The sequence below is a fragment of the Mycobacterium sp. smrl_JER01 genome, from assembly GCF_048513595.2.
Taxonomy (GTDB): domain Bacteria; phylum Actinomycetota; class Actinomycetes; order Mycobacteriales; family Mycobacteriaceae; genus Mycobacterium.
Map to the genome: position 1 here is coordinate 2497306 of NZ_JBLXXK020000001.1, position 26828 is coordinate 2524133.

The 26828-nt window shown below is 64.8% G+C and carries 26 protein-coding genes; 17 read left to right on the top strand and 9 right to left on the bottom strand.

From position 1 onward, the window contains the following. The first annotated feature begins 495 nt into the window (after window positions 1-495). Entirely contained in the window at window positions 496-1500 is a 1005-nt protein-coding gene (locus ACNUDN_RS11900) for an AraC family transcriptional regulator (protein WP_419122130.1), read from the top strand. Window positions 1501-2250: 750 nt separating this feature from the next. On the opposite strand, the gene ACNUDN_RS11905 is transcribed toward ACNUDN_RS11900, so the two are convergent. From ACNUDN_RS11905 to ACNUDN_RS11915, 3 genes are all read right to left on the bottom strand, one after another. Beyond that, window positions 2251-2439 (bottom strand): hypothetical protein, encoded by a 189-nt coding sequence (locus ACNUDN_RS11905; protein ID WP_419122131.1) that lies wholly within the window; start codon window positions 2437-2439, stop codon window positions 2251-2253. Next, on the bottom strand, window positions 2436-2876 hold the full coding sequence (locus ACNUDN_RS11910; protein WP_419122132.1) for a hypothetical protein: 441 nt from the start codon (window positions 2874-2876) through the stop codon (window positions 2436-2438). Before ACNUDN_RS11910 ends, ACNUDN_RS11905 begins: the two co-directional genes overlap by 4 nt. Before the next feature lie 352 nt (window positions 2877-3228). Next, window positions 3229-3795 (bottom strand): copper chaperone PCu(A)C domain-containing protein, encoded by a 567-nt coding sequence (locus ACNUDN_RS11915; RefSeq protein ID WP_419122133.1) that lies wholly within the window; start codon window positions 3793-3795, stop codon window positions 3229-3231. Window positions 3796-3954: 159 nt separating this feature from the next. Between ACNUDN_RS11915 and ACNUDN_RS11920 the strand changes: the two genes are divergently transcribed. Further along, on the top strand, window positions 3955-4248 hold the full coding sequence (locus tag ACNUDN_RS11920) for a putative quinol monooxygenase (RefSeq protein WP_419122134.1): 294 nt from the start codon (window positions 3955-3957) through the stop codon (window positions 4246-4248). Between the two features lie 29 nt (window positions 4249-4277). On the opposite strand, the gene ACNUDN_RS11925 is transcribed toward ACNUDN_RS11920, so the two are convergent. Next, the gene (locus ACNUDN_RS11925; RefSeq protein WP_419122135.1) at window positions 4278-5177 is read right to left on the bottom strand and encodes a sigma-70 family RNA polymerase sigma factor; all 900 of its coding nucleotides are present in this window, start codon (window positions 5175-5177) and stop codon (window positions 4278-4280) included. A gap of 272 nt (window positions 5178-5449) precedes the next feature. Between ACNUDN_RS11925 and ACNUDN_RS11930 the strand changes: the two genes are divergently transcribed. Together ACNUDN_RS11930 and ACNUDN_RS11935 are read left to right on the top strand one after the other, a co-directional pair. Then, the gene (locus ACNUDN_RS11930) at window positions 5450-6022 is read left to right on the top strand and encodes a DsbA family protein (RefSeq protein ID WP_419122136.1); all 573 of its coding nucleotides are present in this window, start codon (window positions 5450-5452) and stop codon (window positions 6020-6022) included. Between the two features lie 249 nt (window positions 6023-6271). Next, window positions 6272-7111 carry an aldo/keto reductase gene (locus ACNUDN_RS11935; RefSeq protein WP_431959914.1) on the top strand — a complete coding sequence of 280 codons (840 nt, stop codon included), beginning with the start codon at window positions 6272-6274 and terminating at the stop codon, window positions 7109-7111. A gap of 144 nt (window positions 7112-7255) precedes the next feature. On the opposite strand, the gene ACNUDN_RS11940 is transcribed toward ACNUDN_RS11935, so the two are convergent. Beyond that, window positions 7256-9148: a helix-turn-helix domain-containing protein gene (locus ACNUDN_RS11940; protein WP_419122138.1), complete on the bottom strand. Its 1893-nt coding sequence runs from the start codon at window positions 9146-9148 to the stop codon at window positions 7256-7258. A gap of 38 nt (window positions 9149-9186) precedes the next feature. Between ACNUDN_RS11940 and ACNUDN_RS11945 the strand changes: the two genes are divergently transcribed. From ACNUDN_RS11945 to ACNUDN_RS12000, 12 genes are all read left to right on the top strand, one after another. After that, the gene (locus ACNUDN_RS11945) at window positions 9187-9927 is read left to right on the top strand and encodes a ferritin family protein (protein WP_419122139.1); all 741 of its coding nucleotides are present in this window, start codon (window positions 9187-9189) and stop codon (window positions 9925-9927) included. A gap of 266 nt (window positions 9928-10193) precedes the next feature. Continuing rightward, entirely contained in the window at window positions 10194-10640 is a 447-nt protein-coding gene (locus ACNUDN_RS11950) for an Hsp20/alpha crystallin family protein (protein ID WP_419122140.1), read from the top strand. A gap of 8 nt (window positions 10641-10648) precedes the next feature. Further along, window positions 10649-11152, top strand: coding sequence for a YflT domain-containing protein (locus ACNUDN_RS11955; protein WP_419122141.1), 504 nt, complete (start codon window positions 10649-10651; stop codon window positions 11150-11152). Between the two features lie 3 nt (window positions 11153-11155). Further along, window positions 11156-13051 carry a molecular chaperone DnaK gene (gene dnaK / locus ACNUDN_RS11960; RefSeq protein ID WP_419122142.1) on the top strand — a complete coding sequence of 632 codons (1896 nt, stop codon included), beginning with the start codon at window positions 11156-11158 and terminating at the stop codon, window positions 13049-13051. A 6-nt stretch (window positions 13052-13057) separates the two neighbouring features. Beyond that, entirely contained in the window at window positions 13058-13573 is a 516-nt protein-coding gene (locus tag ACNUDN_RS11965; RefSeq protein WP_419122143.1) for a nucleotide exchange factor GrpE, read from the top strand. Window positions 13574-13579: 6 nt separating this feature from the next. After that, on the top strand, window positions 13580-14494 hold the full coding sequence (locus ACNUDN_RS11970) for a DnaJ C-terminal domain-containing protein (RefSeq protein WP_419122144.1): 915 nt from the start codon (window positions 13580-13582) through the stop codon (window positions 14492-14494). Next, on the top strand, window positions 14491-14808 hold the full coding sequence (locus tag ACNUDN_RS11975) for a chaperone modulator CbpM (RefSeq protein ID WP_419122145.1): 318 nt from the start codon (window positions 14491-14493) through the stop codon (window positions 14806-14808). The genes ACNUDN_RS11970 and ACNUDN_RS11975 overlap by 4 nt, the downstream gene beginning before the upstream one ends. Then, window positions 14790-17414, top strand: coding sequence for an ATP-dependent chaperone ClpB (clpB, locus tag ACNUDN_RS11980; RefSeq protein ID WP_419122146.1), 2625 nt, complete (start codon window positions 14790-14792; stop codon window positions 17412-17414). Before ACNUDN_RS11975 ends, clpB begins: the two co-directional genes overlap by 19 nt. Before the next feature lie 69 nt (window positions 17415-17483). Further along, entirely contained in the window at window positions 17484-18560 is a 1077-nt protein-coding gene (locus ACNUDN_RS11985; RefSeq protein WP_419125122.1) for a S1C family serine protease, read from the top strand. A gap of 588 nt (window positions 18561-19148) precedes the next feature. Beyond that, complete coding sequence (gene trxA / locus ACNUDN_RS11990; protein ID WP_419122147.1) at window positions 19149-19595, top strand: thioredoxin; 447 nt, start codon at window positions 19149-19151, stop codon at window positions 19593-19595. A gap of 2 nt (window positions 19596-19597) precedes the next feature. After that, window positions 19598-19861, top strand: coding sequence for a UBP-type zinc finger domain-containing protein (locus ACNUDN_RS11995; protein ID WP_419122148.1), 264 nt, complete (start codon window positions 19598-19600; stop codon window positions 19859-19861). Continuing rightward, entirely contained in the window at window positions 19854-21542 is a 1689-nt protein-coding gene (locus ACNUDN_RS12000) for an FAD-dependent oxidoreductase (protein ID WP_419122149.1), read from the top strand. Before ACNUDN_RS11995 ends, ACNUDN_RS12000 begins: the two co-directional genes overlap by 8 nt. Before the next feature lie 558 nt (window positions 21543-22100). Here the strand turns inward: ACNUDN_RS12000 and ACNUDN_RS12005 are convergent. Together ACNUDN_RS12005 and ACNUDN_RS12010 are read right to left on the bottom strand one after the other, a co-directional pair. Next, window positions 22101-22760, bottom strand: a complete 660-nt coding sequence (locus tag ACNUDN_RS12005; RefSeq protein ID WP_419122150.1) for a TetR/AcrR family transcriptional regulator — start codon at window positions 22758-22760, stop codon at window positions 22101-22103. Next, window positions 22757-24001, bottom strand: a complete 1245-nt coding sequence (locus tag ACNUDN_RS12010; protein ID WP_419122151.1) for a cytochrome P450 — start codon at window positions 23999-24001, stop codon at window positions 22757-22759. Before ACNUDN_RS12010 ends, ACNUDN_RS12005 begins: the two co-directional genes overlap by 4 nt. Before the next feature lie 200 nt (window positions 24002-24201). Between ACNUDN_RS12010 and ACNUDN_RS12015 the strand changes: the two genes are divergently transcribed. Next, window positions 24202-25053, top strand: a complete 852-nt coding sequence (locus tag ACNUDN_RS12015; RefSeq protein ID WP_419122152.1) for a hypothetical protein — start codon at window positions 24202-24204, stop codon at window positions 25051-25053. Window positions 25054-25183: 130 nt separating this feature from the next. On the opposite strand, the gene ACNUDN_RS12020 is transcribed toward ACNUDN_RS12015, so the two are convergent. Together ACNUDN_RS12020 and ACNUDN_RS12025 are read right to left on the bottom strand one after the other, a co-directional pair. Then, window positions 25184-25651, bottom strand: a complete 468-nt coding sequence (locus tag ACNUDN_RS12020) for an STAS domain-containing protein (RefSeq protein WP_419122153.1) — start codon at window positions 25649-25651, stop codon at window positions 25184-25186. Window positions 25652-26076: 425 nt separating this feature from the next. Further along, window positions 26077-26805 carry a SigB/SigF/SigG family RNA polymerase sigma factor gene (locus tag ACNUDN_RS12025; protein ID WP_419125123.1) on the bottom strand — a complete coding sequence of 243 codons (729 nt, stop codon included), beginning with the start codon at window positions 26803-26805 and terminating at the stop codon, window positions 26077-26079. Between the last annotated feature and the right edge of the window lie 23 nt (window positions 26806-26828).

Genomic DNA, 26828 nt, shown 5'->3' on the forward strand with positions numbered 1-26828 from the left:
CAATTCCTCGACCACTCCGTCGCCGTAGTTCCGCTCGCAGCGCCCCGACTTCAACGCGTCGGCATGCGTTCGGTACACCACTGCCGTTCTCGATGCCGCCTCTTGTGAACTTGTCACTCCACTATCCCGCCCCTCGGAAAGCCCCGCTTGTCTTTGCTCGGCAACACACCCGGCTATTCCACAGCAGTGACTTCCTTTACGTCGTCGTCATGACCGTAGACAGGTCGCACATGTGCATGGCCACGCAGTAGAAAGCAGATCGATCCAACCGTGTGATATCCGGTCACCGCACTGAACTCATCCGCATCCCGCCAGCCCGATGGACGCGCTTGCACGAGGGCCGGGTCGTCCGCTCGAAGGACCGCGCAGATCAGTTTGTGCAATCGGGGTTCTGTCCCGGCGTTTTCGAAGCCGGGATCACGTTGGTAGGGAAGGCGGTGGGCATTTGTTGACGAGCGCGAAGTACCGGTCGCGCCTAGCACGCTGGGAGCAAGGATGACCGAGTTAGCGTCCGACCAGGAAGCTGAGATTCGGACAACTGATGTCGACGAGGCAACCGATGCTCTGGGTCGTTTCTATGTGGCCGCCGAGTTGGCTCCGGCCGATACCACCGCGATGGACATGCAGATGAAGGCGCTGCAGCTTCCTATGGTGACCGTCGGCCATGTTGGCTTCGGCGTGGATATCGAGATTCGGGCTGACGACGTCACCGCCTACTACATCGATGCACCGCTGACCGGCTCGGCGGTGAATCGCTGGCGTGACGGCGAGTGTGTCCTCACGACGATGGGGGCCGTCGCCATATTCACACCGGGCACGCCGTGCCTGCTCGACTGGTCCGCCGACTGCGAGCAGGTCTGTGTCAAGGTATCCGAACCACAGATGCGATGGCAGCTGGAGGCAATGCTCAATCAGCAAGTACGCAAACGAATTACGTTCGATCGGCAGCTCGATCTGCATTCCGGCGCCGCAATCGATTGGTATTACCTGGTGCGGCTCTTGGCGCGGCATACTTGGCAGCCCGGGGGGCTTCTGAACCACCCGCTCGCCGTGGGAAACCTACAACTTCTTCTGATACAGGGTCTCTTGCAGATGCAGCCCCACAGCTTCTCCGATGCGCTGGCAGGACGCGAAGTCCTGGCCAGTGCAGCAGAGGCGAAGCGGGCGATCGACCTGATGCATGCTCATCCACAAAAGCTCTGGAGCACAGCAGAACTGGCGCGAGCGACCGGGGTCAGTGCGCGAGCCCTGCAGCGGGCGTTCGAGAGGTCCGGTCATCCCTCCCCGATGGTGTACCTGCGGCAACTTCGATTGCACCATGTCCGTGCAGAACTGGCCGCTCACTCTCCGAGCTCGATCACGGTGACGATGGTCGCAGGCCGATGGGGATTCCTGCATCTGGGCCGGTTCGCCAGTCAGTATCGTCAGCTTTTCGGGGAAAACCCCTCGGAGACGCTTCGGTCCGGCGGCCAGCCGGCCCGCTCCGTACCGTCTTCCTGACCCGCGAGCCGATTCAGTGTCAGTCTGCCGATCGCTTTCCGACCACGTCCCCGATCTCGCGTTCTCAATCAATGTCACGGTGCCGGTCGAGCAACCGCCGAACCATAGCGACCAGCGCCGTCGACAGGCAATCACGACCACCCACAGCGGCACCGCGACGCGGACGGCCTCAATCACGGATTTGGAGGGCCGACGGCGGTCTAACAGGCGCGCCCTTGTCGTCTACCCAGACGTCGATCTGGTCACCTACTGTGACCAGACCTTTCACGATGAGAGAATCGGTGTGCTCGACACCCCCCGAATGCCGTCCTGGGGCCGAACGCGGATGGCTGATCTGCGCACATGCTCAGTGCCGTCCTGCCGTGGTGGTGGGTGAACAACGGCACACACAGCATTGAGCGGATGGGTGTGATGACGACGGCCGTCTCACTGAAGGCGGGCCAACGCGTCTCGCGCATCAGGTCGTCAACTCGGCGCGTTTGACTTTGCCACGCTCCATCTAAACTCGGTCCCTGCCGATAGCGCTGCTGCAGCTTGTTCAAACACCGAAGGTGGTTCTGACCACATTCTGGCGATCTGGAGCCCACGTCACCAGCGCCCCCAGAGTCAGAACCGTGAGCACCATTCGTCCTGGCAAGGCGAAACCTCAGCCTCCCCGCTGATTTCGAGCCGGCGGTAGGGAAGTTGACCTAACCGCGCTGGGCGCGAGCCCGGGCAATGCGAGGTGGCCACCGAGGCCGTACCAAGCGGTCACAGCGTCATCGCATGCGCTGGTGGGCACTCACCCCGACGCAGTATCAGGAATTGATCCGCCAGCCACACCAACGCCGGACCGTTCGGGTCTACGCCGGGGAGCAGGTCGAGCATCGTGTACGCATCGCCGACGCATCGCGCGAGAAAGTCACGTTCCTTCTTCTCGAGTCCAGCCTGTGTCGTCATGATGAGATTCCTTCCCGCGGTGGTCGTCGAGGCGGTGAGCCCGCCCCGCTGAAACCCTGCCTCAATGTCGGGGCCACAGTCGTCGGCCCGTGGTGCCAGGAAGTAGCGTTGGAATTGTCCCTGGCAGTCAGTTGAAAATGGCTTCGTGCCGCCAGAAGAATGCCGGCCGTGAACAACATTGACAAGAACAACGCCACGTGAAGGACAACCACGCCGATGATCGGCGTCATGAGGGTCGCGATGTTGTCGACACTTGATCGGGTACGTTCGGCGGATGACTTCGGGCGTTCCCAGAGTTCGTGATCAAGGATCAACCAGGTGACCATTGCCCCGATCGACAGCACCGTGGTGGCGCTCATTTGCCAAGGTCCCATCGTGTCGGCATATTGCCAAATGGTGTCGGTCGCGAGCCCCAGCGCGCCAGAGCCCAAGGCCACCACGGGCACCTTCGAGAGTCCAACCACCAACCACCATGGCCGATCGCACGCACCATGCCGGCAGCAGGCGAAGGCGCCGAAGGCCTTTCGGGCCGAAGTGCCGGACTCTTTAGCGCGTCTCTGTAGACGGAAGTCGTTGAAGCACTCTGTGGCAGAATGACGACGTCAGCGTTTTTCTAAAGGGGCGCAACGAATTCGATGACCTCAGTGAACGACACTTGTTCGTCACGCAGATGCGGCTCGATCTGAACGGAAGTTCCCCACCGCACTGGTGAAATCCGACGGTCCGCGAGTTCGGCCAGCAGCCAATCGGCTGTGCGCTCGGCCAATCGCGCCGGCACCCCAGTAGTCGCTACCGTCGCACGGGCGATGTGGTCGGGGGCCTGTCGGTATCAGGTGAGACGACGGGCACGTCAACCGAGATGCCTCCGGCGTAGGCGAACTCGAATGTGAACGTGTAACTCATCGCGTAGCTGATCGGTTCGTTCAGTACCACGGTTGCAGCGGCGGCATTGACGGGTTTGACCGTCGCGAGCGCGTCCGCCTGGGTACGGTCCGGGCTGTCGATGATCAGTACGCCGCCTTCTGGTATCGCGGTGTATCCGACAAGTACGACTTCACCGATGGCGGAGGTGACGGCGACGAGCGTGTCGGCGGTTACCCATGACTGGTTTGTGACCACGAGCGCCAGGTCGGCACTTCTGCCCGGCGGCGCCGCGTAGCCGGACAGCTCCGCGCGGATTCGGATGTTTCGCAGCGCGATGTCGTTGAGATCTGCCGTGGACCCGTTGACCGCCGGTTGCATGACAGCCGTTTGGGACTGTTGTCCGGCGCCGCACCCGTTCAGCGTGGCGGCTGTGATCAGCGCGTTGACGGCTACGAAGACTCGGGCGCGTGCGCTTCGCGAGTTCAACTCCACACGGTTACACTTTCTCGCCCGGAGCGATCCGGGAATCGCCCAGCGGGCCCATAACGAGGGCCGCTTCTCGATCCCCGAGGCCGAAGAGTACGGCGCTAGATCCGGGCAGTATGAAGCGGCGGTTACACATGTGTCCATTTACATCGGCTTGGAGTCGTCATGGCAACCAAGGCATTGTTCGTGTGGATCGAGGCCAAGCCCGGCGATGGAGACAGGGTCGAGGACTTCTTGGTGTGGGTGCGGTTGCTTGTCGAGAAGGAGTCCGGCACCAGAACATGGTTGGCTGTGCGGCTCGACGCGTCACGATTCGGAATTCTCGGGGCTTTCGCCGACGACGCAGCGCTGGAAGCCCATTTGGCGGGACCAATCGGCAAAGAACTCACTGAGAAGGCTGTACTGTTCGCCTCCCCGCCCCAAATTGTCAAACTCGATGTTCTCACCGAGAAGTGTTGATCGACGCTCAGCTTCCCTTGGCTCGATGATCACATTTCCGTGCCGCCTGGCTTCGTTTTGGGTTGTTTATTCCGGTCCTCACTCCGCTCGGTCTTGGAGACGCTGTGTTCCATCACGGCGACATGGCCCCTCGCAGAGGGCGCCCTATCGGCCCGTGCAGATCCGCGCTCGATTGCAGCACCGACGAGCAGCGTTCGAAGCTGGACGCGTGCGCGACTCAGCCGGGACCTCACGGTGCCGACAGGTGTTTGCATGATCTCGGCAATCTCCTTGTAGCGGAGACCCTCCACGTAGGCGTAGTGGACGGCCATCCGAAAGCTCTCCGGCAGCGCCATCAGGGCTTCCACCACTTCGTTGTCCGGCAATGCTGCCAGAACTTCGGCCTCCGCCGAGCGCAACTCTGATCGTGAGTGCCGGTATACGCCGGCGATTTGCGAATCGGTCAGTCGATCGCAGAGACACTCCGCCGCCTGCCGCTGCGCCCTGCGGTACGAACTGATCCATGTGTTGGTCATCATCCGAAACAGCCACGCCTTGAGGTTGGTTCCTCTCTGGAAGGAGTGGAAACCCGCATAGCCTTTCAACATCGTTTCCTGGAGCAGATCCTCGGCGTCTACGCGGTTGCGGGTCATTCTCAGCGCGCCGGCATAGAGGGCGTCGAGCAGCGGCATCGCGTCACGCTCGAACCGGGCCGATAGCTGGGCATCGGTCTCAGATGACCAGTTGACAGCGCTGCCGAACGGTGGAAAGCCGCATGCACGCTGGTCGACGACGTCGCCGCCGCGCGACGCCTCGATCGCTGGATTTCGTCGGTGGGCCCCGCGGCGGACTGGTCGCTTCGGCGGGACGGATGCCATGCCGCGGGCCTCGACGCGTCCTTTCGCGCGAGGCGCCAGATTTGTTACCGTACAGGCTCGTTCGATACCCATCGCGGCATTCCCTTCCAGTAGTGGTTGTCGCAACGCATGTGCTCGGGGGATTAGATTGCCGATCAGACCCGGATACTGCGACGTCCCGCTAGGCCCAAACGAGGTTTTCGAAGTGGCCCGCTGAGGTCAAGGACCACGGATTCGCCGTCCGGCCACGGCCCTCGGTACCGAAGGCAGGTATCTGAGCCGGCGGGCGCTGCCCCGCGATGCCCAACTGACGACGGACCGTTCGCGCCGCTGGGCCGACGCCACGCCGGTCGGCGGGGGGCAGCATGGCGGCCATGAACCAGACCCTTGAAGTGCCAGTCCCGCGCGGTGCCACCCAGGACAAGACCGGCATTGCCGTCGGTACCGGTCTCGTCGACGTAGACGTCTATATCGACTTTCAATGTCCCTTCTGCAGACAATTCGAGCTGGCTTCCGGCGACGCCATCGACCTGCTGCTGGAGCGGCAGATGATCCGGTTGGTGCGTCATCCGATGAATTTTCTGGACACCGCATCGACGACCCGCTATTCCTCCCGTGCGGCCGCGGCGGCCGCAGCAGCGTCGGACGCGAGACGATTCCACGCGTACGCGCACACCCTGTTCGAAAACCAGCCGCCCGAGGGCGGTCCGGGCCTCTCAGATGACCAGCTCATCGCTCTCGGACAGGCCATCGGCATCACGGATCCCTTGTTCGCCCTTGAGGTCAAGGAGGGCAGATACCTTTCCTGGCCCAGCTTCGTGACGGAGCGTGCATTCGCTCGCGGCATCGGCGGCACACCCAGCGTCTTCGTGCAGGGGAAACCGATACCGGCCCGGCCGGATCTGATCGTGGCGGCCGTCGAACTGTTGGTGGGTTGAAGTCACGGCCCCGCGGCACTCGGTGTCAGCGCTTTTGGGTCGGATTGATGATGCCACCTTTACTGAAACCACCGCGGCCCCGACGTCGACGACTTCACCGAGGTTCTCGTTGCCGAGAATCCTGCCAGTCTTTCGGGCTGGCGTTCGGCCCTGAAGATTCAGACGCGCCGCCCGCTTTCGCGCTCGCGGGGTCATGCGCGGTATGTGATGTCGCGTGCACAATCGAGACGTTCGAAAGGACGGTCGAACATGAACCCCACTCGCTCTCTGCCGTTGCCATCCGGCGAGAAGATCGCAATCCTCGGCCAGGGAGCCTGGCATTTTGCCGAGAGCCCCGGGCTGCGAGCCGAGGGGGTCGCCTCGATCCGGCTCGGTATCGACCTGGGAATGACGGTGATCGACACCGCCGAGATGTACGGCAACGGCGCGGCGGAAGCCTTGGTCGGCGAGGCGATCGCCGGACGGCGCAGCACAGTATTCCTTGTCGACAAAGTACTCCCGCACCACGCGACCCGCGAAGGCACCCGTCGTGCTTGCCGGGCAAGCCTGGACCGGCTCGGCGTTGACTACCTTGATCTCTGCCTTCTGCACTGGCGGGGCGGTATCCCGCTGGCCGAAACGATCCAGGGTTTCGCCGACTTGGAGGCGCGTATGATCCGCCACTGGGGCGTGAGCAATTTCGACATCGACGACATGATCGAGCTGCCGGGCACCGCCGGCGGTGATGGAGTTCAAACGAATCAGATCCTCTACAACCTGACCCGCCGCGGCCCGGAGTACGCGCTGCTATCGTGGCTGGCTCGACATGAGATACCGACCATGGCTTACTCACCGATCGAGCAGGGCCGACTGCTCGAGCACCGGGCGCTGCAGCTGGTTGCGCGACGACACGACGTTACTGCTGCACAGGTCGCGCTGGCGTGGGTGCTTCGACGCGGCAGGGTCATCGCGATCCCACGCGCCCGAACACCCTCCCACGTTCGGCAGAACGCCGCCGCTCGAGATATCGAGCTGACCCACCAGGACCTCCTTGACCTCGACCGAGCGTTCCCGCCGCCTACTGCGCCGCGCCCGCTCGAGGTTCTGTGAGCGATACGCGCCTCTAATACCCCTCAGCCGTCCCATCCCGTCCGTGGCGCCGCCGTTGCTCGCACTTCCGCGAGTTTGGTACCCGAAGCCCTCGCGGGTGTTTGGGCGACTTCAAACGTTCTGTGCTGCAAACACTGTCGTGATCTACGGGGTCCCGGCGCTCAATTCCGCTGAGGCGAGTAACTCCACGTCTTCCCGTGCACGCGGTACCCCGGTGATGCGGACGATCCGGGTCGCCAGGTGCAAGTTCAGTCTGTCCTCGACGTCCTGCAGGTCGCGCCCCGAGATGTCGCGAATGCGGCCAAGCCGATAGCGCAGAGTGCTTCTGTGAATGGTGAGCGACTCCGCCGCAGCGTCGTAGTTTCCCCCGCAATCCAGATAGTGGGTGAGCGTCACGACCAGATCGGCGTTCTTCCTCCGGTCGTAGCTGAGCAGCGCTCCCAACCACTCCATCACGAAGTCGTGGACCTCCGGCCTGTCGCTGGCGCGGTCAAGGATTCGGTACAGGCCGAGGTCCTCGAAGCGTCGGCCACCGTAAGGTGATATCGATTCCGTCTGGACCTGAAGCGCGCGTTGCGCTTCAGCGAATGACCGCGGCAACTCCGATGGCGTGGCGGCCGCCGAGCCGATACCGACCGAACCGCATTCGGAAGTGACATCGGCCGCTATGGCACGGTAGAGAGAGGACGGTTCGGGCACACCGTCTGTGAGCAAGACCGTCATCGTCGGTCTTCGCACAGCGAGGCAGTGCATTCGGGCGTTGGCGGCCCATCGCCGCGCGGCAGCGGCGATTGCATCGCCGGGAACCTGGGGCTGCCAGAGCAGGACCGTGACGGTGTGTGGCACGCGGAGATTGTGCCCGAGTGCTTCGGCGCGTAGGTATGCGCTCGCGTTGTCGGTGCCGGCCAACAAATCCTCAACCAAGTCCCGCCGTAGCCGCAGCTCGGTTTCGGCCAAGACGCGCTGGTGGGCGAACTCGAGCGCCATCACGGTCGCAGCATGTTCCAACGCGACGATGTCGAGACGATCGGCGTCTCCTTTTGGATCATGTAGGAGCACAACGCCAAGAATGTTCGCCTTCTGCCGGATGAGCCAGAAGATCTGATTCCCATCGCGCTGGGTTGTGCCCTGCGCCGCGGCACGGCGGAGTGCCTCTTCGCGGTTGTCGCCGCCGACCGGCCGGTGCGGATCTGGATTCACTCCACCGGACCACGCCCGCGGATTGCCGAACACGTCCTCGACGATGACGTTCAAAGACGTGAGCTCCCGAAGCGCATCGGCGATTCCCTGCACGCCCGAGCCCGAGCCGGACACCGCCGTCAGGGTTGCGTGTATCGTATCCTGCCGCGTGAGCTCGGAAATGTTGTCGGACAGGCGTTGTATGGCACGCTCACGTTCCTCGATGAGTGCGCGCTCCTTGTCGAGAAGGTCGGCGTTGGTCATAGCCGCGGCGGTTTGTTGGGCCAGTGCCCGAAGTAGAAACAGTTCATCGTGGGAGGGAGGGGCCACAGCCTGGATGACCAGCGCACCCTTGCTGCCTTCCACCGTTTGCAGGCCGATCGCATATCGCAGCCGACCATCTGGCAGGTCGATGGGCAGATCTTCGCCCAGGTTTGCGGTGACGAGAGAATCCAAGCGCCGGTCAAGCTTGCGGTCGGGATCACGGCCGTCGACCAGCGCCCCACTCACAACCCGATACGTCGCCTCGGTGTGAAACGCGCCAAGGGATGAGACCGCGTTGGCGGCCATCTCGAGTATCGAATCGGCGCCACGGCCGTCGAACATCAACGCCGACAGGATGAGGACACCGTAGAGGTTCGACAGCTGGGCGCGGGCGTCCCCCGATGAGCTATGCGCGATCCGCCTGGAGGGGTATTCAGGGGCATCGTGTGCCAACGTCAAATGCCCCGCCCCCAGCCCGTGGTCGAACCGTGATTGTCGAGGCAAATATTGCACACAACAGAACCGGCCTTCTTCGGCCTGTCGGGACAGTTCTAGGCAAGAATTGTGACACCACAGCTTGAAGTGCCGGACCATGCGGCCGGCTCCGTCAGGCTGCCGACGCGTGACGGGTCGTGTCCATCCGTCTGTCAAGCCGATCAAACTGCCCCATAGTCGCGGCGTACGACGCTGGCCTGGACCGCGAGTGGAAGAGGTTCCTCGACCTGTGGTACGTCCCCCTGCGCTTCCCGGTGCACGGGCTGCAGATGCTGGCCGCCTACGTCGCGCAGATGGCGCCTTCGTCCAGAATCACCAACTGCGCCTCCTTTCAGACAGGCGATGAAATGCGTCGCGTCCAGCGGATCGCTTACCGCACTGTGCAATTGGCCGGTCCGCCGATCGACGACGACGCCGCTGCGCGGCAGCAGGCGGTGTGGGAGGAAGCTGCCGCGTTCCAGCCGCTGCGTGAACTGATCGAACGTGCGTTGGTCTGCTGTGACTGGGGCGAGTCCTTTGTCGTGACGAACGCGGTCATCAAGCCCCGGTTCGACCGCCTCGTCAACCAGGACATCGCCGGCACGCTCGCGACGGCGAACGGTGACCCGATCCTGACGAGCATCCGCTTCTCGCTCGACGAGGATGCGCGCTGGCACCGGGAGTGGACCGCGGCGCTGATGCGGCACGTCGTCGATGGCAACACCGCCAACGCCGACGTGGTGTCTGGCTGGATCGAGAAGTGGACTCCGCTGGCCTCCGAGGCGCTCGAGTCCCTCGCCGGCGTCACCGCGGAGGCGCCGGTACCTTCTGACCCCCGCGCGGTCGCCGCGCGCATCACCGAAGAGGTGTCGGTCGAGTTGAGTGCGGCGCACGAGTAGTGACGGGCCTGCCAGCGCCCACCTCAGCCTGGCGTCGATCACCGCAGCTTCGGCGACGGTGAGGCGACCGTGGGTGTTGGACGGCATCCTTTGCGCTGACAGGACCAATACCGATCGACATTTCCGGCTCGTCGGGAGCACGCGCTCGCCGAATTTGCTTGCCAGTCTTGTTGTTCGGAGGTCACCGGCAGCCAGTGCTCACACCCACAGGCGGCCCGGGCCTTCGACCCAGCAACCCTCGGCACAAAGGAGTGACCATGGCTTTGATGCGATTCGATCCGTTCCGCGAACTAGACCGGTTGGCTGAGCAGGCGTTGGCCGGCGCACGCACTGCACACACACTGCCTATGGAGGCGTTTCGGCGCGGCGACCAATTCATCGTCGCTCTCGATGTGCCGGGCATAAAGGGCGAAGACATCGATGTCACCGTGGAGCGCAACGTCATCGAGATCAGCGCGCGGCGCCGACCGCTGCGCCAGGACGGCGATGAACTGATCGTCGACGAGCGACCCCAGGGCGAGTTCCGTCGCCAACTGTTCCTGGGCGACAACCTCGATCCGAACAAGCTGAGTGCGGCATGCGATGGCGGCGTACTGACGCTGACCGTCCCGGTCTCAGAAGAAAGCAAGCCCCGCAAGGTGCAGATTGGTACCGCCAACCAGGATCAGCAACCCATAAAGGCCCAATCAGCACCACAAACCGTCGATGTGTAGGAGCAGCAATGGCTGAGCATTCGACAGTGGCAACTTCGGCAGTGCGGCCCAACGAACCCGCTCGCCAGGTGATCGCCACCTTCGACAACTACGCCGACGCCGAGCGCGCGGTGGATTACCTTTCGGATCAACGGTTCGAAGTGAACCGGTTGGCGATCGTGGGCCGCGATCTGGAGTACGTCGAGCAGATCCTTGGCCGGCTGAATTACGGCGGGGCTGCTCTGCGCGGTGCCGGCTCCGGTGCCCTGGTCGGCGCGCTGATCGGCTGGATCTTCGGGCTGTTCAGCTGGATCGAGCCGATCATCTCGGCCCTGATGCTCGCCGGGTACGGCCTTGTTTTCGGCGCTGTGTTGGGCGCCCTGATGGGCCTGCTGCTCCACCTGATGCAAGGCGGTCGGCGCGACTTCCGCTCCGTGAGGGCGCAGGTGCCCAGGTACTACGACCTCGTCGCCGACGTGGAGGTGGCTGACCGCGCCCTGCAATTGCTCACCAGCAACAACCGAAAGGACTAGAACATGGCCACAGCGGTAGGCATTGACCTGGGGACAACCAATTCGGTAATCGCTGCCTGGCAGGGCGGGGAACCTGTCGTGATCCCCAACGCCGAAGGTGCGCGCACGACACCGTCGGTGGTGGCGTTCACGGAGAGCGGCGAGCGCTTGGTCGGGCAGTTGGCGAGACGCCAGTCGATCATGAATCCGAAGGGCACCATTTCTTCGGCGAAGCGATTCATCGGCCGCCGCTTCGACGAGATTTCGGAAGAGGCCAAGGCGGTCAGCTTCGATGTTGTCGAGGGCGAGGGGGGCGCCGCCCGGTTCGAAGTGCGCGGAAAGAAGTACTCGCCTGAGGAGATCAGCGCGCAGGTGCTGCGCAAACTCGTCGACGACGCCAGCAAGTTCGTGGGTGAGCGGGTGAAGGAAGCGGTGATCACCGTTCCGGCGTATTTCAACGACGCCCAACGCAACGCCACGAAGGATGCCGGCCGAATCGCAGGGCTGGAGGTGTTGCGCATCATCAACGAGCCCACTGCTGCAGCTCTGGCCTACGGGATGGACAAGAAGGGGCACGAGACGGTGCTCGTCTTCGACCTCGGCGGCGGCACTTTCGATGTGAGCCTGCTCGACGTGGGTGACGGGGTGGTCGAGGTGCGTGCCACGTCCGGTGATTCGCACTTAGGTGGTGACGACTTCGATCGCCGGCTCGTAGATTACCTCGCCGACGAGTTCCAGCATGCAGAGAACATCGACCTGCGCAAGGATCCCCAGGCGCTGCAGCGGCTATTCGAGGCTGCCGAAAAGGCCAAGGTCGAATTGTCGTCGGTGGCGCAGACACAGGTCAATCTGCCGTTCATCACCGCCGACGCCGGCGGACCGAAGCATCTGACCACCACGATCATGCGATCGAAGTTCGAGGACCTCACCGCGGACCTGGTCGAGCGCACGATGGGCCCGGTCAAGCAGGCGATGAGTGACGCCAAGGTCAGCGCCAACGACATCGATGAGGTGATCCTGGTCGGCGGCTCCACTCGGATCCCCGCTGTCCAGGCCCTGGTCCGTCGGCTCACCGGCGGCAAAGACCCCAATATGAGCGTGAACCCCGACGAAGTCGTCGCACTCGGCGCCGCAATCCAGGCCGGTGTGCTCAAGGGTGAGGTATCCGACGTTCTCCTGCTCGACGTCACCCCGTTGTCGCTGGGCGTGGAAACCGCAGGCGGGCTGATGACCAAGATCATCGAGCGCAACACCACCATCCCGGCACGCCGAAGCGAGGTGTTCACTACCGCGGCAGACAACCAGCCCGCTGTGGACATCGTTGTGCTGCAAGGGGAGCGGGAGCTGGCGAGGGACAACCGGGTGCTGGGTCGGTTCAAGTTGGACAACATCCGCCCGGCGCCGAGGGGTGAACCGCAGATCGAGGTCGTCTTCGACATCGATGCCAACGGCATCCTGCACGTCACCGCGCGCGACAAGGACACCGGCGCCGAGCAGGGAATCACCATCAGCGAGCAGTCCAACCTCGACACGAGCGAGGTGGAGCGGATGCTCGCCGAGGCCGAGGCCAACCGCCGCCAGGACGAGGAACTCCGCAGGACTGTCGAGGCGCGCAACGCACTCGACTCGGCGGCCTATCAGGTGGAGCGCCGGCTTGCAGAACTCGGCGACTCGGCGGCGTCGCACGATCGCGCACGGGCCGAGATGCTGATCTCCGACGCGCGACAAGCCATCAAGGAGGACGCGCCGATGGACAGGGTGCAGTCGATGACGTCCGAGTTGCAGCAGGTGCTCTATGGGTTGCAGCCCGAACCGTCCGGCGGCGGCAACAGCAACGGGGCTGGGCAGCCGACCGGCAATGGCCAGGGTTCTCCCGTCGGTGATGACGACGTGGTCGACGCCGAGTTCGACCGAGGCTGAGCCGCCATGGTCAGCCCCGCGGAGCATTCGAAGACCGAGGATCGGGTCGACCAGAGACCGTCAGAATCGACTACTGCTCAATTCGATTCGGATGCGGAGCTGGCCAAGCTCGAGGATCGCTGGCGGCGCGCCGTCGCCGATCTGGACAATTTGCGCAAGCGGTACACCCGCGAACTCGCCCACGAACGAGTTAGCGAACGATCCAGCGTGGCTCGCGCATGGCTACCCGTCGTCGACAATCTGGAGCGGGCGATCACTCACGCCGGCAACAAGTCCGACGCCGTGGTCGAGGGCGTGCGCAGCATTCTGGAACAGGCGCTGCAGGTTCTCGAACAGCTCGGCTATCCACGCGATGACGAAGCAGGGGTGCCCTTCGACCCCGAACGTCACGAGGTGGTCGGGGTGGTGGACCAGCCGGACAGCGCGTCTGGAACGGTTGTCGAAGTGCTTCGACCCGGTTACGGCGAGGGTTCAAGGCAACTGCGGCCGGCGGCCGTGGTGGTGAGCCGCGGCGGGGAGTGACTCTCCGTGGCCGACGACTACTACGAAGTGCTCGGGCTGTCGCGGGACGCGACCGCGGATCAGATACAGCGCGCTTTCCGGACACTGGCACGCAAGTTTCACCCCGACGTCAACAAAGATCCGGCGGCTGAAGACCGGTTCAAGGAGATCAACGAGGCCTACCATGTCCTGTCGGACCCCGAAACACGCAAGCGCTACGACCGGTTCGGTGAAGACTTTCGTCAGGTGCCCGGGGACTGGGAAGAGAGGGTGGGCGCCGGTGCGGGTGGCTTCCGGGGGGCACCGCGCGCTGGTGCGCGAGGTCGCCACGGCCGGGGCTTCGGTGGCGCCGGCGGCATCAACATCGAAGACCTCTTCGGCGATATATTCAGCGGCAGCGGAGGATTCGGGCCGATCCCGGGCGCCGACCAGGAAGCTGAGCTGGAGCTGACTGTCGAGGAGGCATACCGGGGCGGCAAACGGCAGCTCTCCCTGGACGGACGCAACTACACGGTCAACATTCCCGCCGGTGTCATGGACGGACAGCGGATACGGCTGGCGGGCGAGGGCGGCCGGGGGAGCGGCGACGGCCCCGCTGGTGATCTGTACCTGCGGGTACGTATCAAGCCCCATTCCCGATTTCGTCTGGACGGGCGCAACGTCACCGTTGACCTGCCGGTGTCGCCGTGGGAGGCGGCGCTGGGGACCACCGTAGCTATCCGAACCCCTGGCGGTGAAGCCAAAGTCAAGGTGCCACAGGGATCGTCGACCGGTCGCCGGTTGCGGTTACGCGGCGAAGGGATGCCCAATCCGCACGGACCTGCAGGCGACCTGTTCGCGCAAATCAAGGTGATGGTGCCACCCGAAACCACTGCGCGGGAACGAGAGCTGTTCCAGCAACTGGCGACAGAGTCGACGTTCGACCCAAGGAGAGGACAATGACCACCGCACGCCATGTCCTGGTACGCCGGCCCGGAATGCAGCTCGACGCCTTCGCGACACGTTGCGGGTTGCATCCCGACATGGTGCGACGGCTGGTCGCGCTCGGCCTCGTCGCCTGCCGGCAGGATGCCCGCGGCGAACTCTGGTTCGAACCGGCCGCGTTGATGACTGTCGCGCGCATCCAGCGGTTGAGAACCGGTCTGGGACTGAACTACGCGGCGATCGGGTTGGTACTCGACCTGCTGGACCACATCGAAGAGCTGGAATCCGATTCTCGCCGAAGGAGGGCATTGCGATGGACATCAACAAGCTGACACAGAAGTCACAAGAGGCGTTGACCGAAGCGCAGAGCATCGCCACCCGGATGGGGCACAACGAGGTCGACGGCGAACATCTGTTGATGGCGCTGATCGACCAGCCCGAAGGTCTCGTACCGCGGCTGCTTGACCAGGCGGGCGCCGACACCGCGGCATTGCGCGCCGACCTGGAGGGCGAGCTGAACCGGCGCCCGAAGATGAGCGGACCAGGCGCCGCACCGGGCCAGGTCTCCGTCACCAGGCGCCTGGCGAACCTGCTAAACGCGGCCGAACGGGAAGCCAAGCGACTCAAGGACGAATACGTCTCGGTGGAGCACCTCGTCATTGCCCTCGCCGAAGAGGGTTCGGCGACTGCCGCGGGACGGATCCTGGCCTCCCATGGCGTCACCCGGGAATCGTTCCTCGGCGCCCTGACCAAGATTCGGGGCAACCAGAGGGTCACCTCAGCCTCACCGGAGGGAGCCTACGAGGCCTTGGAGAAGTACGGCCGCGACCTGGTGGCTGAAGGCCGCGCCGGCAAGCTGGACCCGGTGATCGGCCGAGACGCCGAGATCCGCAGGGTGGTTCAGATCCTCAGCCGCAAGACGAAGAACAATCCGGTGCTCATCGGCGAACCCGGTGTCGGCAAGACGGCGGTCGTGGAGGGCCTGGCTCAGCGCATCGTGCGCGGCGATGTGCCGGAGGGCCTGCGGGACAAGACGATTTTCTCCCTCGACATGGGCTCGCTCGTGGCAGGTGCGAAGTACCGAGGTGAGTTCGAGGAACGGCTGCAGGCGGTCCTGTCCGAAGTGAAGGCGGGCGAGGGGCGGATCCTCCTGTTCGTCGATGAGTTGCACACCGTGGTCGGAGCCGGGGCGACGGAGGGGTCCCTGGACGCCGGCAACATGCTCAAACCGATGCTTGCCAGGGGTGAGCTGCACATGATCGGTGCCACGACCCTGGACGAGTACCGCAAGCACATTGAAAAGGATGCCGCGTTGGAGCGCCGGTTCCAGACCGTACTGGTCGACGAACCAACCGTCGAGGACACCATTTCGATTCTGCGCGGCCTGCGCGAACGCCTCGAGGTTTTCCACGGCGTGCGGATTCAGGATGGGGCGTTGGTGGCGGCGGCAACGCTGTCGCACCGCTACATCACCGACCGCTTCCTGCCTGACAAGGCGATCGACCTGGTCGATGAGGCGTGTGCCCGGCTGCGCACCGAGATCGACTCCATGCCAGCAGAATTGGATGAGATAACCCGGCGGGTTACTCGGCTCGAAATCGAAGAGGCCGCGCTGGCGAAGGAGACCGACGCGGCGAGCAGGGCCCGGTTGGAAGAGCTGCGCAAGGAGCTGGCCGACCTGCGAGCCGACGCCGACGCCCGACATGCGCAATGGGATGCCGAACGGCAGTCCATCCGGCGGGTCCAGGAACTGCGCGGCCAACTCGAGCAACTCCGGCACGAGGCTGAAGAAGCCGAACGCAATTACGATCTCAACCGGGCCGCCGAGCTGCGATACGGCCAGATCACCGAGCTCGAACGGAAATTGGCTGCCGCAGGGGAGCAGTTGCAGTCCAAGCAGGGCCAGAAGCCGTTGCTGCGCGAGGTTGTCACCGAGGACGAGATCGCCGAAATCGTGGCCGCGTGGACCGGCATACCGGTCGCGCGGTTACAGGAGGGAGAACGGGAAAAGCTGTTGCGGCTCGACGAAATTCTGCACGAGCGGGTGATCGGACAGGACGAGGCGGTCCAGCTGGTGGCCGACGCGGTCATTCGGGCCCGCTCCGGAATCCGGGACCCGCGCCGCCCGATCGGCTCGTTCATCTTTCTCGGACCCACTGGGGTCGGCAAGACCGAGCTCGCGAAGACTCTGGCCGCCGCGCTGTTCGACAGCGAGGACAACATGGTCCGCCTTGACATGAGCGAGTACCAGGAGCGGCACACGGTGAGTCGGCTGGTCGGCGCGCCACCGGGATACGTCGGCTACGAGGAGGGTGGCCAGCTCACCGAGGCGGTGCGCCGCAAACCCTATTCGGTCGTGCTGCTCGACGAGATCGAAAAGGCGCACGCTGATGTGTTCAACACGCTTTTGCAGGTGCTCGACGACGGCCGGCTCACCGATGCACAGGGACGTCAGGTCGACTTCCGCAACACGGTGGTGATCATGACCTCCAACATAGGATCGCACTACCTGCTCGACGGCGTCACCGCGGACGGCGAGATCAAGCCCGATGCGCGCGATCGGGTGATGGCCGAGTTGCGCGGACATTTTCGCCCCGAGTTCCTGAACCGCGTCGACGACATCGTGTTGTTCACCCCGCTGTCGATGGCCCAGCTCGAACGGATCGTCGAGCTGCAACTGGCGGAGCTGCGGGATCGGCTGGCGGAAAGGCAGATCGAGCTCGACATCACCGACGACGCTCGCCGGATGATCGCCGAGCGCGGCTACGATCCGGTGTACGGGGCGCGGCCGCTGCGCCGTTACATCGCCCACGAGGTGGAGACCAAGATCGGCCGGGCTTTGCTGCGCGGCGACATGGCAGGCGGGGGCACGATCCGCGTCAGCGTGGAGAACGGCGAACTCGCCGTTGCCTATTCGGCGTCCGCACTGGCGGCCTGACGGAAGTGCGACGAACGCGGACCGAATCGTGTACGTGTGCCCATGACGCGAGATGGAGGCTTCGAGGTGATGTGGTCATCGTCGGCCGGACGGCTGAGCGTCTCCTTGCGGCGGTTGCTCGCCGTCGTGATCATCTTCGTCGCCGCGTGCAGTAGCCCGACCGACCCCGGTTCGGCCGGCCGGTCGGCCGCCCCTACCAGCTCGCCGGCCGCCCCTACCAGCTCGCCGGCCTTCCCCCCGGCAGGCGGCGTGGATATACCCGCACTGGTCCGGCGGGTCGAACCCTCGGTCGTCACCGTGCTCACCGAGCGCGGCCAGGGCAGCGGCATCGTCTACCGAGCCGACGGAACAGTCGTCACCAATGCCCACGTGGTCGCCGACGCGCAGGACGTCAAGATCGCCCTTGCCGACGGGCAGCAGGTGCCGGCAAAAGTTCGCGCCGCCGACGAGGTTGCCGATGTCGCCATCATCCAAACCAACCGTAATGGCCTGCCCGCAGCAAAATTTCAGGAAACGCTGCCGAAGGTCGGCGCAGTCGCCATAGTTCTGGGTAGCCCGCTGGGATTCGAGGCAACAGTCACATCCGGCATAATCTCGGGGCTACACCGCCAGATCCCGGGGTCGGCGGCCGCCGGCGCACCGCTGGTCGACCTGATCCAGACCGACGCCGCCATCTCGCCGGGTAACTCCGGGGGCGCGGTACTCGACGCGCAGGGAGACGTTGTCGGAATGAGCGTGGCCTACATCCCTCCGGCGGCGGGTGCGGTAGCCCTGGGGTTTGCCATCCCCACCGCGACCGTCGTTGACGTCGCTGACCAACTGTTGGACACCGGCACCGCCCACCACGCGTATATCGGTATTCAACCCGTCACCCTGACCCCGGAGATCGCACGCCAGCTTGGACTCAACGGCATCAGTGGTGTGGTTGCCATGCAGGTGGCGGCACGAAGCCCGGCGGCGGAGGCAGGCATCCAGCCGGGCGACATCATCACCAGCGTCAACGGTCAAAAGACCGAGACGGCAGAGGAACTCATAGCGGCACTTCGCAAGACCAAACCGGGTGACCGCGTGCAGTTGACAGCGCGCCGCGGTGCGGATACCCAACAGGTCGCGGTCGTGGTTGCCGAGCGCGGGACCCCTGGTTGAGCCGATCTTCGGGTCGCCGCATTGACTGATGTCCTTACGCGACCCGTAAGCACGCATGAACGCGCAGCGGGAAGGCGCTGCCCGCGTCGATGAGTGGGCCGGAGCCGGCCCTCGTCGAGATACTCGAGAGGGCGCTGGATGCCTACGAGCCACAAGTGGGCGTCACGAAGTCTTCCGTCACCGAAGTTCGGGCTGTTTCGTCGCCATGACGATGGCTAGAAGGGCCATATCGAACATTCGGCGCGTGATCAGCGCGGTGCCGACCCCAGCGACTACTTCGGCGTGCAACATGTACGTCCCAGAGGGGCTGCCCCACTGCCCTTCTTTCGCCCTGACGGGTCGATGCACCGTTTCGATTCGGTTGGCAGACTGTGCTCAGCGTTAATGGATCGGTGAAATGAAGCGGCGGAGTGTGGCCTTCGCACTGACGCGTACGGCCGGGTGATGACGGAGGCGTAGGTACATTCCGGCGGGGGCGTTGCCACGCGGCAACGGGGCGGGAGTTCGCAGAATCGGCGTCAGTGTGGGAATGTCCACTCGCCGTGCACTGTTCGGAACTGGGCCTTGAGGTCCGACGGAGGAGGTGCCGTGGAAACAGACATCCTGACATGCCCGCACTGCGGAAAACGCAACCGGGTACCGCCCGCCGCCGTGGGTAAGCCCCGGTGCGCCAAGTGTCACCAATGGCTGCCGTGGATCGCCACGGCTGGCGAGACGGACTTCGACGAGATCGTCGACACGTCCTCGGTGCCGGTACTTGTCGACCTGTGGGCGACGTGGTGTGGACCATGCCGCATGGTCAGTCCGGCCCTGGAACAACTTGCCACCGAGCGTGCCGGTGAACTCAAACTGGTCAAAGTCGACGTGGACAAGGCGCCGGCGATCTCGCAACGATTCGAGGTGCAGGCGGTGCCGACATTGCTGGTCCTTGACCACGGACATGTGCTTGGGCGGCAATCGGGCGCCGGTCCCGTTGTGACCCTTCGGAAGTGGCTGGACCATGCACTGTCGGCCGACAATGCGAAGGAGGCCTGATCATGACCTCTGTGGGCATAGATCCACACGTGGCGGTGATTCGGCAGGTGCGCCCGCGCACCAGTGGCTGTGAGGAATGTCTGCGGCTCGGCACACCGTGGGTGCATCTGCGCGTGTGTCTGACGTGCGGGCACGTCGGATGCTGCGACTCGTCACCGATGCGCCATGCCCGGGCGCACGCACACACGGTCGGTCACCCGATCGTGCAGTCGATGGAACCGGGGGAGGCGTGGCGTTGGTGCTACGTCCACGAGAACTATGTCTGAAGCCACCATCGACCAGCGCGCATCGAGTGCGCTGGCGGAAACCCCCGACATGTACGGTGCGTTCCCGCGACTGTCCGACCATGAAATCGCGACCCTCGAGATGGGCGGCGCGCGGCGCACCGTCGACACGGGCGAAACCCTGGTTCGTGAGGGTGAGCGCTCCGACTACTTCTTTGTGATCCTGTCCGGCAAGGTCTCTGTGACCACGACAGACGACTCGGGCGGCCAGCAGGTGATCCGAGTGCACGGCCCCGGGCGGTTCCTCGGCGAGCTCGGCGATCTCGAGGGCCAGGCCGCGTTCTACACCGCCGAGGTGGTGGAACCCGGCGAGGTTCTGGTAGTACCGACGGAGCGGGTGCGCGATCTGGTCGCCCACGATCCGGTGCTCAGTGACGTCATTCTCCGCGCGTACCTGGTACGCCGCTCGCTGCTCATCCAGGAAGGACTCGGTTTTCGCATCATCGGTTCCTGCTTCGATCCCAGTACCGTGCGGCTGTGCGAATTCGCTGCGCGAAACCGATTGCCGCACAGATGGATCGATCTGGAACGTGACAAGTTCGCCGAGCGGCTGCTGCGGCGCTTCGGAGTGTCCTCCGAAGACACCCCGGTGGTGATCTGGGGCGGCGATGTGCTGCGCAACCCGACCACCACCGAGTTGGCCCGGAGGGTCGGACTGCCGGTGCCGGACGCGGTTCCCACCGAGTACGACGTGGTTGTGGTGGGCGCTGGCCCAGCTGGGCTGGCCGCGGCGGTGTATGGCGCCTCGGACGGTTTGATCACCTCGGCCATGGAGCGAATCGCAACCGGTGGGCAGGCTGGGACGTCGTCGAGAATCGAGAACTACCTGGGATTCCCGGGCGGGCTCTCGGGTGCCGACCTGGCCGAGCGGGCTTCTCTGCAGGCCGCCAAGTTCGGCGCGCGGATCATGCTCTCCGCAGAGGTCACCGGGCTGGAGTTCGACAGCGGGCACCATCTGCTCCGACTCGCCGATCAAACCTCGGTGGTCACCCGTGCCGTCGTGCTTGCCACGGGGGCGCGGTATCGCAGGCTCGACGTCCCGGGAATCGACTCGTTCGAGGGCAACGGCGTGTACTACGCCGCCACCTTTCACGAGGCATTGAAGTGCGGCGCGGGGCCCGTGGTCATCGTCGGGGGCGGTAACTCCGCAGGCCAGGCTGCAGTCTTCCTTGCCTCGCGGGTTATGCGGGTGTACGTCTTGATCCGCGGCGACGACCCGAACGCGGACATGTCCCGCTATCTCGTCGACCAGATCCAGCAGCATCCCCGGGTGACCGTACGGACGCGTACCGAGCTTCGGGAGGTGCGCGGAGACGGCGGAATCTCCGCGGTGGTAGCCGAGGACACTCGGACAGGCGAGCGATATTCCGTCGAAACCCGCGCCCTGTTCGTCTTCATCGGCGCCGAGCCCAACACCTCGTGGCTCGCGGGCGCGATCGAGCTCGACGACTGCGGCTACATATCGACCGGGGCCGCGGCGCTCTACTCGGACCCCAACGCCAGCCGGAAACCTACGCACCGTCAGCCGTTGATGCTGGAGACCAGCCGCCCCGGTGTGTTCGCAGCGGGGGACGTGCGCAGTGGCTCGGTCAAGCGAGTGGCTTCCGCCGTCGGCGAAGGATCCATGGCGATCCGGCAGATCCACGAGTACTTCGGGGCCTGACCGCCGGCATCACGGCTCGGTCGGCAACGCGCCTTGGTGCGGGCGTGGCGGGGCTGTTGACGTGACCGCGCCACTTATCAGCCCCCGCCGTCGGTCGGAACGGTGCTTCAGACGTCTGACGGGTGTGCAGCCAAGGGGCTGTAAGCCTTCTCCCGGGCGATCAGTTCGTCAGCGGTCGTAGGTCAGCGGTCGTAGGTAGCGTAGTGCTGCCGCTAACCGACGCCACTCTCGTGGGATAGCGTCACTTAGGCCTTTAAGTGATGCTAATTAGAGGGATCTCGCTTATTGTTTTCCCGCTATGCGGGATGTCGCCAATTTCGCGCCCTCTCGGTGCGGGGTCCGAAACTCTGCACCCCTCCTGGTGGGGCCAAACTGTCAGAACAGGTGCTCCGAGGGGTCCAATTCGGTCATTATGCACCGCTCTGACCAGCGTGAACGTAAATCCATTGTGCTCCAAGCCATCTCACACGCGGAAGGTCGCTGGTTCGAACCCGGCCGGGACCACCACGGGTAATCCAGCGTCGTTGTCCGTGTTTCCGGCACCTGCGTCGCTCGGTGTCAGGGTCCGTGGGCCGGGTTCAGCAGGCCGGGGATGACGAAGTCGCGAAGCAATGTGCGGCGGTCGGGCCTGGTCTCGTCGGGCCGTGTGGTGAGGTGTTCCATCAGCAGCATCTGGGCGACCCGCACCAGCCAGTCGGCGGCGGCGTCGGGGTCGAGTTGTTCGCGCAGTTCGCCACTGGCCTTGGCCACCTCCACGTGCGGTCGGAGTACATCGCGGATCCGGTCGCGAAACGCACCCGACGCCGCGACAGAGACCGTCATCGTCAGGCTTTCGGGGGAGAACAGCACGCTGAGCCAACGGGACTCCTCGACGGTTCCGATCGCGCCGTCCAGCGCGTCGAGCAGGCGTTCACCGAATGGTCCGGCGCGTCGCAGCGCCTGTTCGGCGCTGTCGATCACTCCGGCTGTCTCACGAAGAAGGACGAAACCCAGGACGTCGTCGCGCGTTCCGAAGTAGCGATACACCGTGGTGCGGTGCACCGAAGCCTCTTTGGCGATGTCATCGACAGTGGTGCGACTGACGCCACGGCGCTCGTAGCAGACCTCGGCCGCGTCCAGCAGGCGACGGCGTGCTTCGTCGTCGTCGACCGGTGGCCGGTCACCCCAGGGGGCAGGGCGAGAGACCTGCTCGGTGACGCGAAGTCGGCGCGGTGTCACGGTTCCTCCGTCCCGGTCGGGACATCCTGCGGACCTTCCTGGGGGGTGAATGTCACCCGCAGCGCACGAGGTCCTCTCAGCGTGGTGCCGACTTGGCTTGTGATAGCGGCCGTTTCGGCATACCGGGAATCGAGCGCGAGGTCGGGTAACCGCTCGATCAGGGCCCGAAGCGCGGCGACGAGTTCGGTGTTGGCCAGCCAGTTTCCGATGCAGCTGTGGCGGCCCTGCCCGAACGACACCGTCGGCATGACATTGCGGGTGATGTCGAAGTCGTCGGGCCGCGGGTACGCCGCCGGATCACGGTTGGCGGCGTTGATGGCGAAGATCATCGGGGTCAAAGCGGGGATGTCGATCCCACGCCAGGTCGCGGCCTCAGGGCACGCGCGCGGCAGCATCCCGACCGCCGGCTCCCATCGCAGGCCTTCCCACACCGCGGATTGCAGGTAGCGGTCCGGATCGGACCGCAACAGGTCCAACTGGTCGGGATGATTGAGCAGGGCCGACAGGATGTTGCCCAAAGCCAGCGTGGTCGTGTCGGCGCCCAATGGGAACAGCATCCGCAGGAACGTGAGGACCTCCTCGTCTGAGAGATGCTCACCGTTCTCGGTGGTTTCGGTGACCAGCAGGGAGATCATGTCGTCACCGGGTTCCTCGCGGCGCGCGGTCACCAGCGGTGCGACATAGGCGGTGTATTCGGCGGCACACGTCACCGCCGTCGACGGGTCGAAGGGGTACCGGATCATCGCCTGCGCCCAGCGATGAATCATGGCTTCGTCGTCGACCGGGAAGCCCAACAGGCGGCTGATGATCAGCAGTGAGTAGCGGTGCGTGAACTCGGTGACCAGATCGGCGGTGCCACGCGCTGCGAACTGATCGATCAGCTCGTCGATGACCGGTTCGATCACCGGCTCCAGGTAGTCCTGAACACGGGTGCGCCGCAACGGCGCTGAGACCACGTTGCGGCTGGCGCGATGCTCGCCGCCCGACATGCTCAACACGGTCCTGCCGAACACCGGTTCTGTGGTCATCGCGTACACCGGTGCGGCAGGGAATGTCGCTTCGTCGCGGAAGGCTGCTCTGACCAGCTCGTCGGTCAACAGCAAGACCGCTCTGACTCCCGCAAACGGGACGATGGCGTACGGCCGGCGCTCGCGGAGCCGGGCGAGTACGGCATGGAGATCGGGCTGATCGTCGAACGCGAAGTCGATTCCCTCGACGTCGAGGGATCCCAGGGTCTGCATACCGTCTTAACCTAGGCTTTGTGCAACACACGACGCAATATGTCGTACGTAGCAGGATGTCACCCGCGGCGGTCGTCTGGTCGTTACTGCCTGCGCCGTTCCGCCCGCTCGCGTGATACCGCGTGCGGCGCCGTCAATGTCTCGTTCGCCGCCCGGCGCCGTGTCGGCGGTTCTGGCACAGTGAGCGCCGGGAGGTGGGCATGGGGAGGCTGAGCGTGGGCAACGACGGGGCGTTCCCGGGCGGACCGCTGCGGTGGCTGCTCCTACCGTTTCAGCTCATCGGGTACAGCTGGTGGCTGCGCGTCGTCAACCTGCGATCCCGACGACCCGTCGTCGGCACCTGCGACGTCGATGTGTCGCTGACCAGCCACGGCGTGCGGGTACGCACGGCGTGGAAGACCATCGAGACGATCGGCCGCGGTGCGCAGCGACCTCGCCGCGTCATCCTGTGGTTGGCCGACGAAGCCGCGGCCACAAACCCGCCCCGAACGCTGCGGCGGCTGGCGCGGCGTGGCCTGGAGATTCGCCACTGCGGGGATTACGGCCCCCACAACAAGTACTTCCCCTACGTCATGGCCGACCCGCCGACGCGCACGCTCGTCACTGCCGACGACGACGTCTATTACCCGCCGAACTGGCTGTCGCAGCTGGTGACCGCGCACCGCGACGGCGAGGTTACCGCCTACCGCGCGCGGATTCGCTCCGATGCGCCGTACTCGGAGTGGCCCATGTGCACGACCGACGAACCCTCGGATCGAGTGTTCGCGACAGGTGTTTCGGGGGTGGCCTATCCGCCGGAGCTGTTGACGGTGCTGCGGCGTCGTGGCGACGCTTTCGTCGCGGTGTGTCCCCACGCGGACGACATCTGGCTGCACTTCGCCGCGGTAGCCACCGCGATCCCGGTCCGCCAGGTGTCGAACGTGGCCGCGAACTGGTGGCCGCAACTGGGGGTGGCCGGCATCGGGCTGTGGGCCGACAACGTCGTCAACCACGCCAACGACCGGGTCCTCGAGCCCACGCGCCGGGCGTGGTTGGACGTGAAGCAGTCCTGAGCACCGGAGCCATACTCGGCCCCGGTTCGACCGGCTGTCCCGAGACTGCCGGTGCGCGGACCGATGTGGGGTCCTTGTCGCAAAGTCGCGGAGGTGGGCTCGGCTCAGCGTCGGTGGCGCAGCATCGGCCTCAGCGCGTATGCCAGCCGGATCTGCTGTTCCAGACGATCTGGTGGCCGTGGTGGGCCAGGCGGTCGAGGCGCGCCAGCGCCGAGCTCAGGTCGGTGGCCGACGGCAGCTCCCCGTCGGGGTCGCAGATGGCCAGGAGCCGCTGCACCGCCGCACTGGCGACGATCACCCAGTCCACATCGCTGCGGGAGCAGTGCACGCTGATGTAGTAGAGGGCCGTGAAGCCCTGGCTGCCAAAGAAGTCTACCGCGCGCAGGTCCAGTACCAGCTGCCGCGACACCCGGGTATGGCGTGCGACGTAGCGACCCAGCGCCCGTCCGTTGACGGCGTCGACCTCGCCGACCACTGCCACCGCCACCCGGTGCGGAGAACAAGTCCGGGCGGAGAACACCGCGTTGCCACAGCGCTGTTGTTCGTCGGGCTGCGTCGGGGCCGGGGGGCGGGTTGTTTCGATATTGACGGCGACCATCTCACTTCCACAAGCGTCATTGCAGAGAAGCCTTGGGGGTACACCGACATCGAGTGGCCAGCTACCGCGATCAGGGCTGCACCGTTGCGGCGCGTCCGCGGGCTGGGAACTCAACCTATGCCCACCATAGTACGGATTTCGTCGATGGCGGTCGACTTCGTCCTGCCGCCAGTTGCGGTTCGCCAAAAGGTGTTTGAACGTCGACAGGTGATAAGTGCATTGACGGTGCCGTCAAAACTGGGGGTGTGCCACGGAATCCGTGGTCGCCACTCACGGCCCCTCGTGGAGCAGATGCTGGATTCGTCGACCTCGTGCGCAATTCGGTGGTGCGGTCTCATCCACGCCGAACTCGGCCTTGCATCGCAGAACTCTCGGCCGCGGGCGACTGATGCGCCCGCGGCCGAGGGCTCAGGCTGTGGTCGTCGTCAGCCGACCTGATCTCGCAGGGTCGCCAACGCACGGGCAAGCAATCGTGAGACATGCATCTGTGAGACGCCGATCTGCTCGGCGATCTGACTCTGCGTGCGGTTGTCGAAGAAGCGCAACTGCAACACGAGGCGGTCGCGGGCGGGCAGTTTGGCCAGTAGCGGCTGAACCGTCTCGATGTCGATGACCCGCTGGATGTTCTCATCCGGGCCGCCGATCGTGTCCAGCAACGTCAAACCGTCGCCGTCGCTGCTGCGCATCGTCTCCTGCTCGGTGGACCGCGTCGAGTACGCGTTCGCCGCGACGAGTCCTTCGACGATCTCCTCCCGGTCCATCCCGAGGTACTCGGCGAGTTCGCTCGGGGTCGGCGCGCGGTTCAGTTCGTGGGTGAGCTCGGACTTGGCGCTGTTGAGCCGGACGTTGAGCTCTTTGAGGCGACGCGGAACCTTCAGCGACCAGCCGTGGTCGCGGAAGTAGCGGCGCACCTCACCCATCATGGTCGGGACCGCAAACGCCAGGAAGTCGTTCGCCGAATCGACGTCGAACCGATTCACGGCGTTGAGCAGCCCGACACGGGCGACCTGGACGAGATCCTCATGGGCTTCGCCGCGGCCGCGGAAGCGGCGGGCGATATGGTCGGCCAGCGGCAGGCAGCGCTCGATGATCGCTTCACGCTGGCGCCGGTAGGCCGGCGATTCGGTGCTCAGCAGCGCCAGCTCGCGGAACATGTCGGGGATGTCGTCGTAGGCTC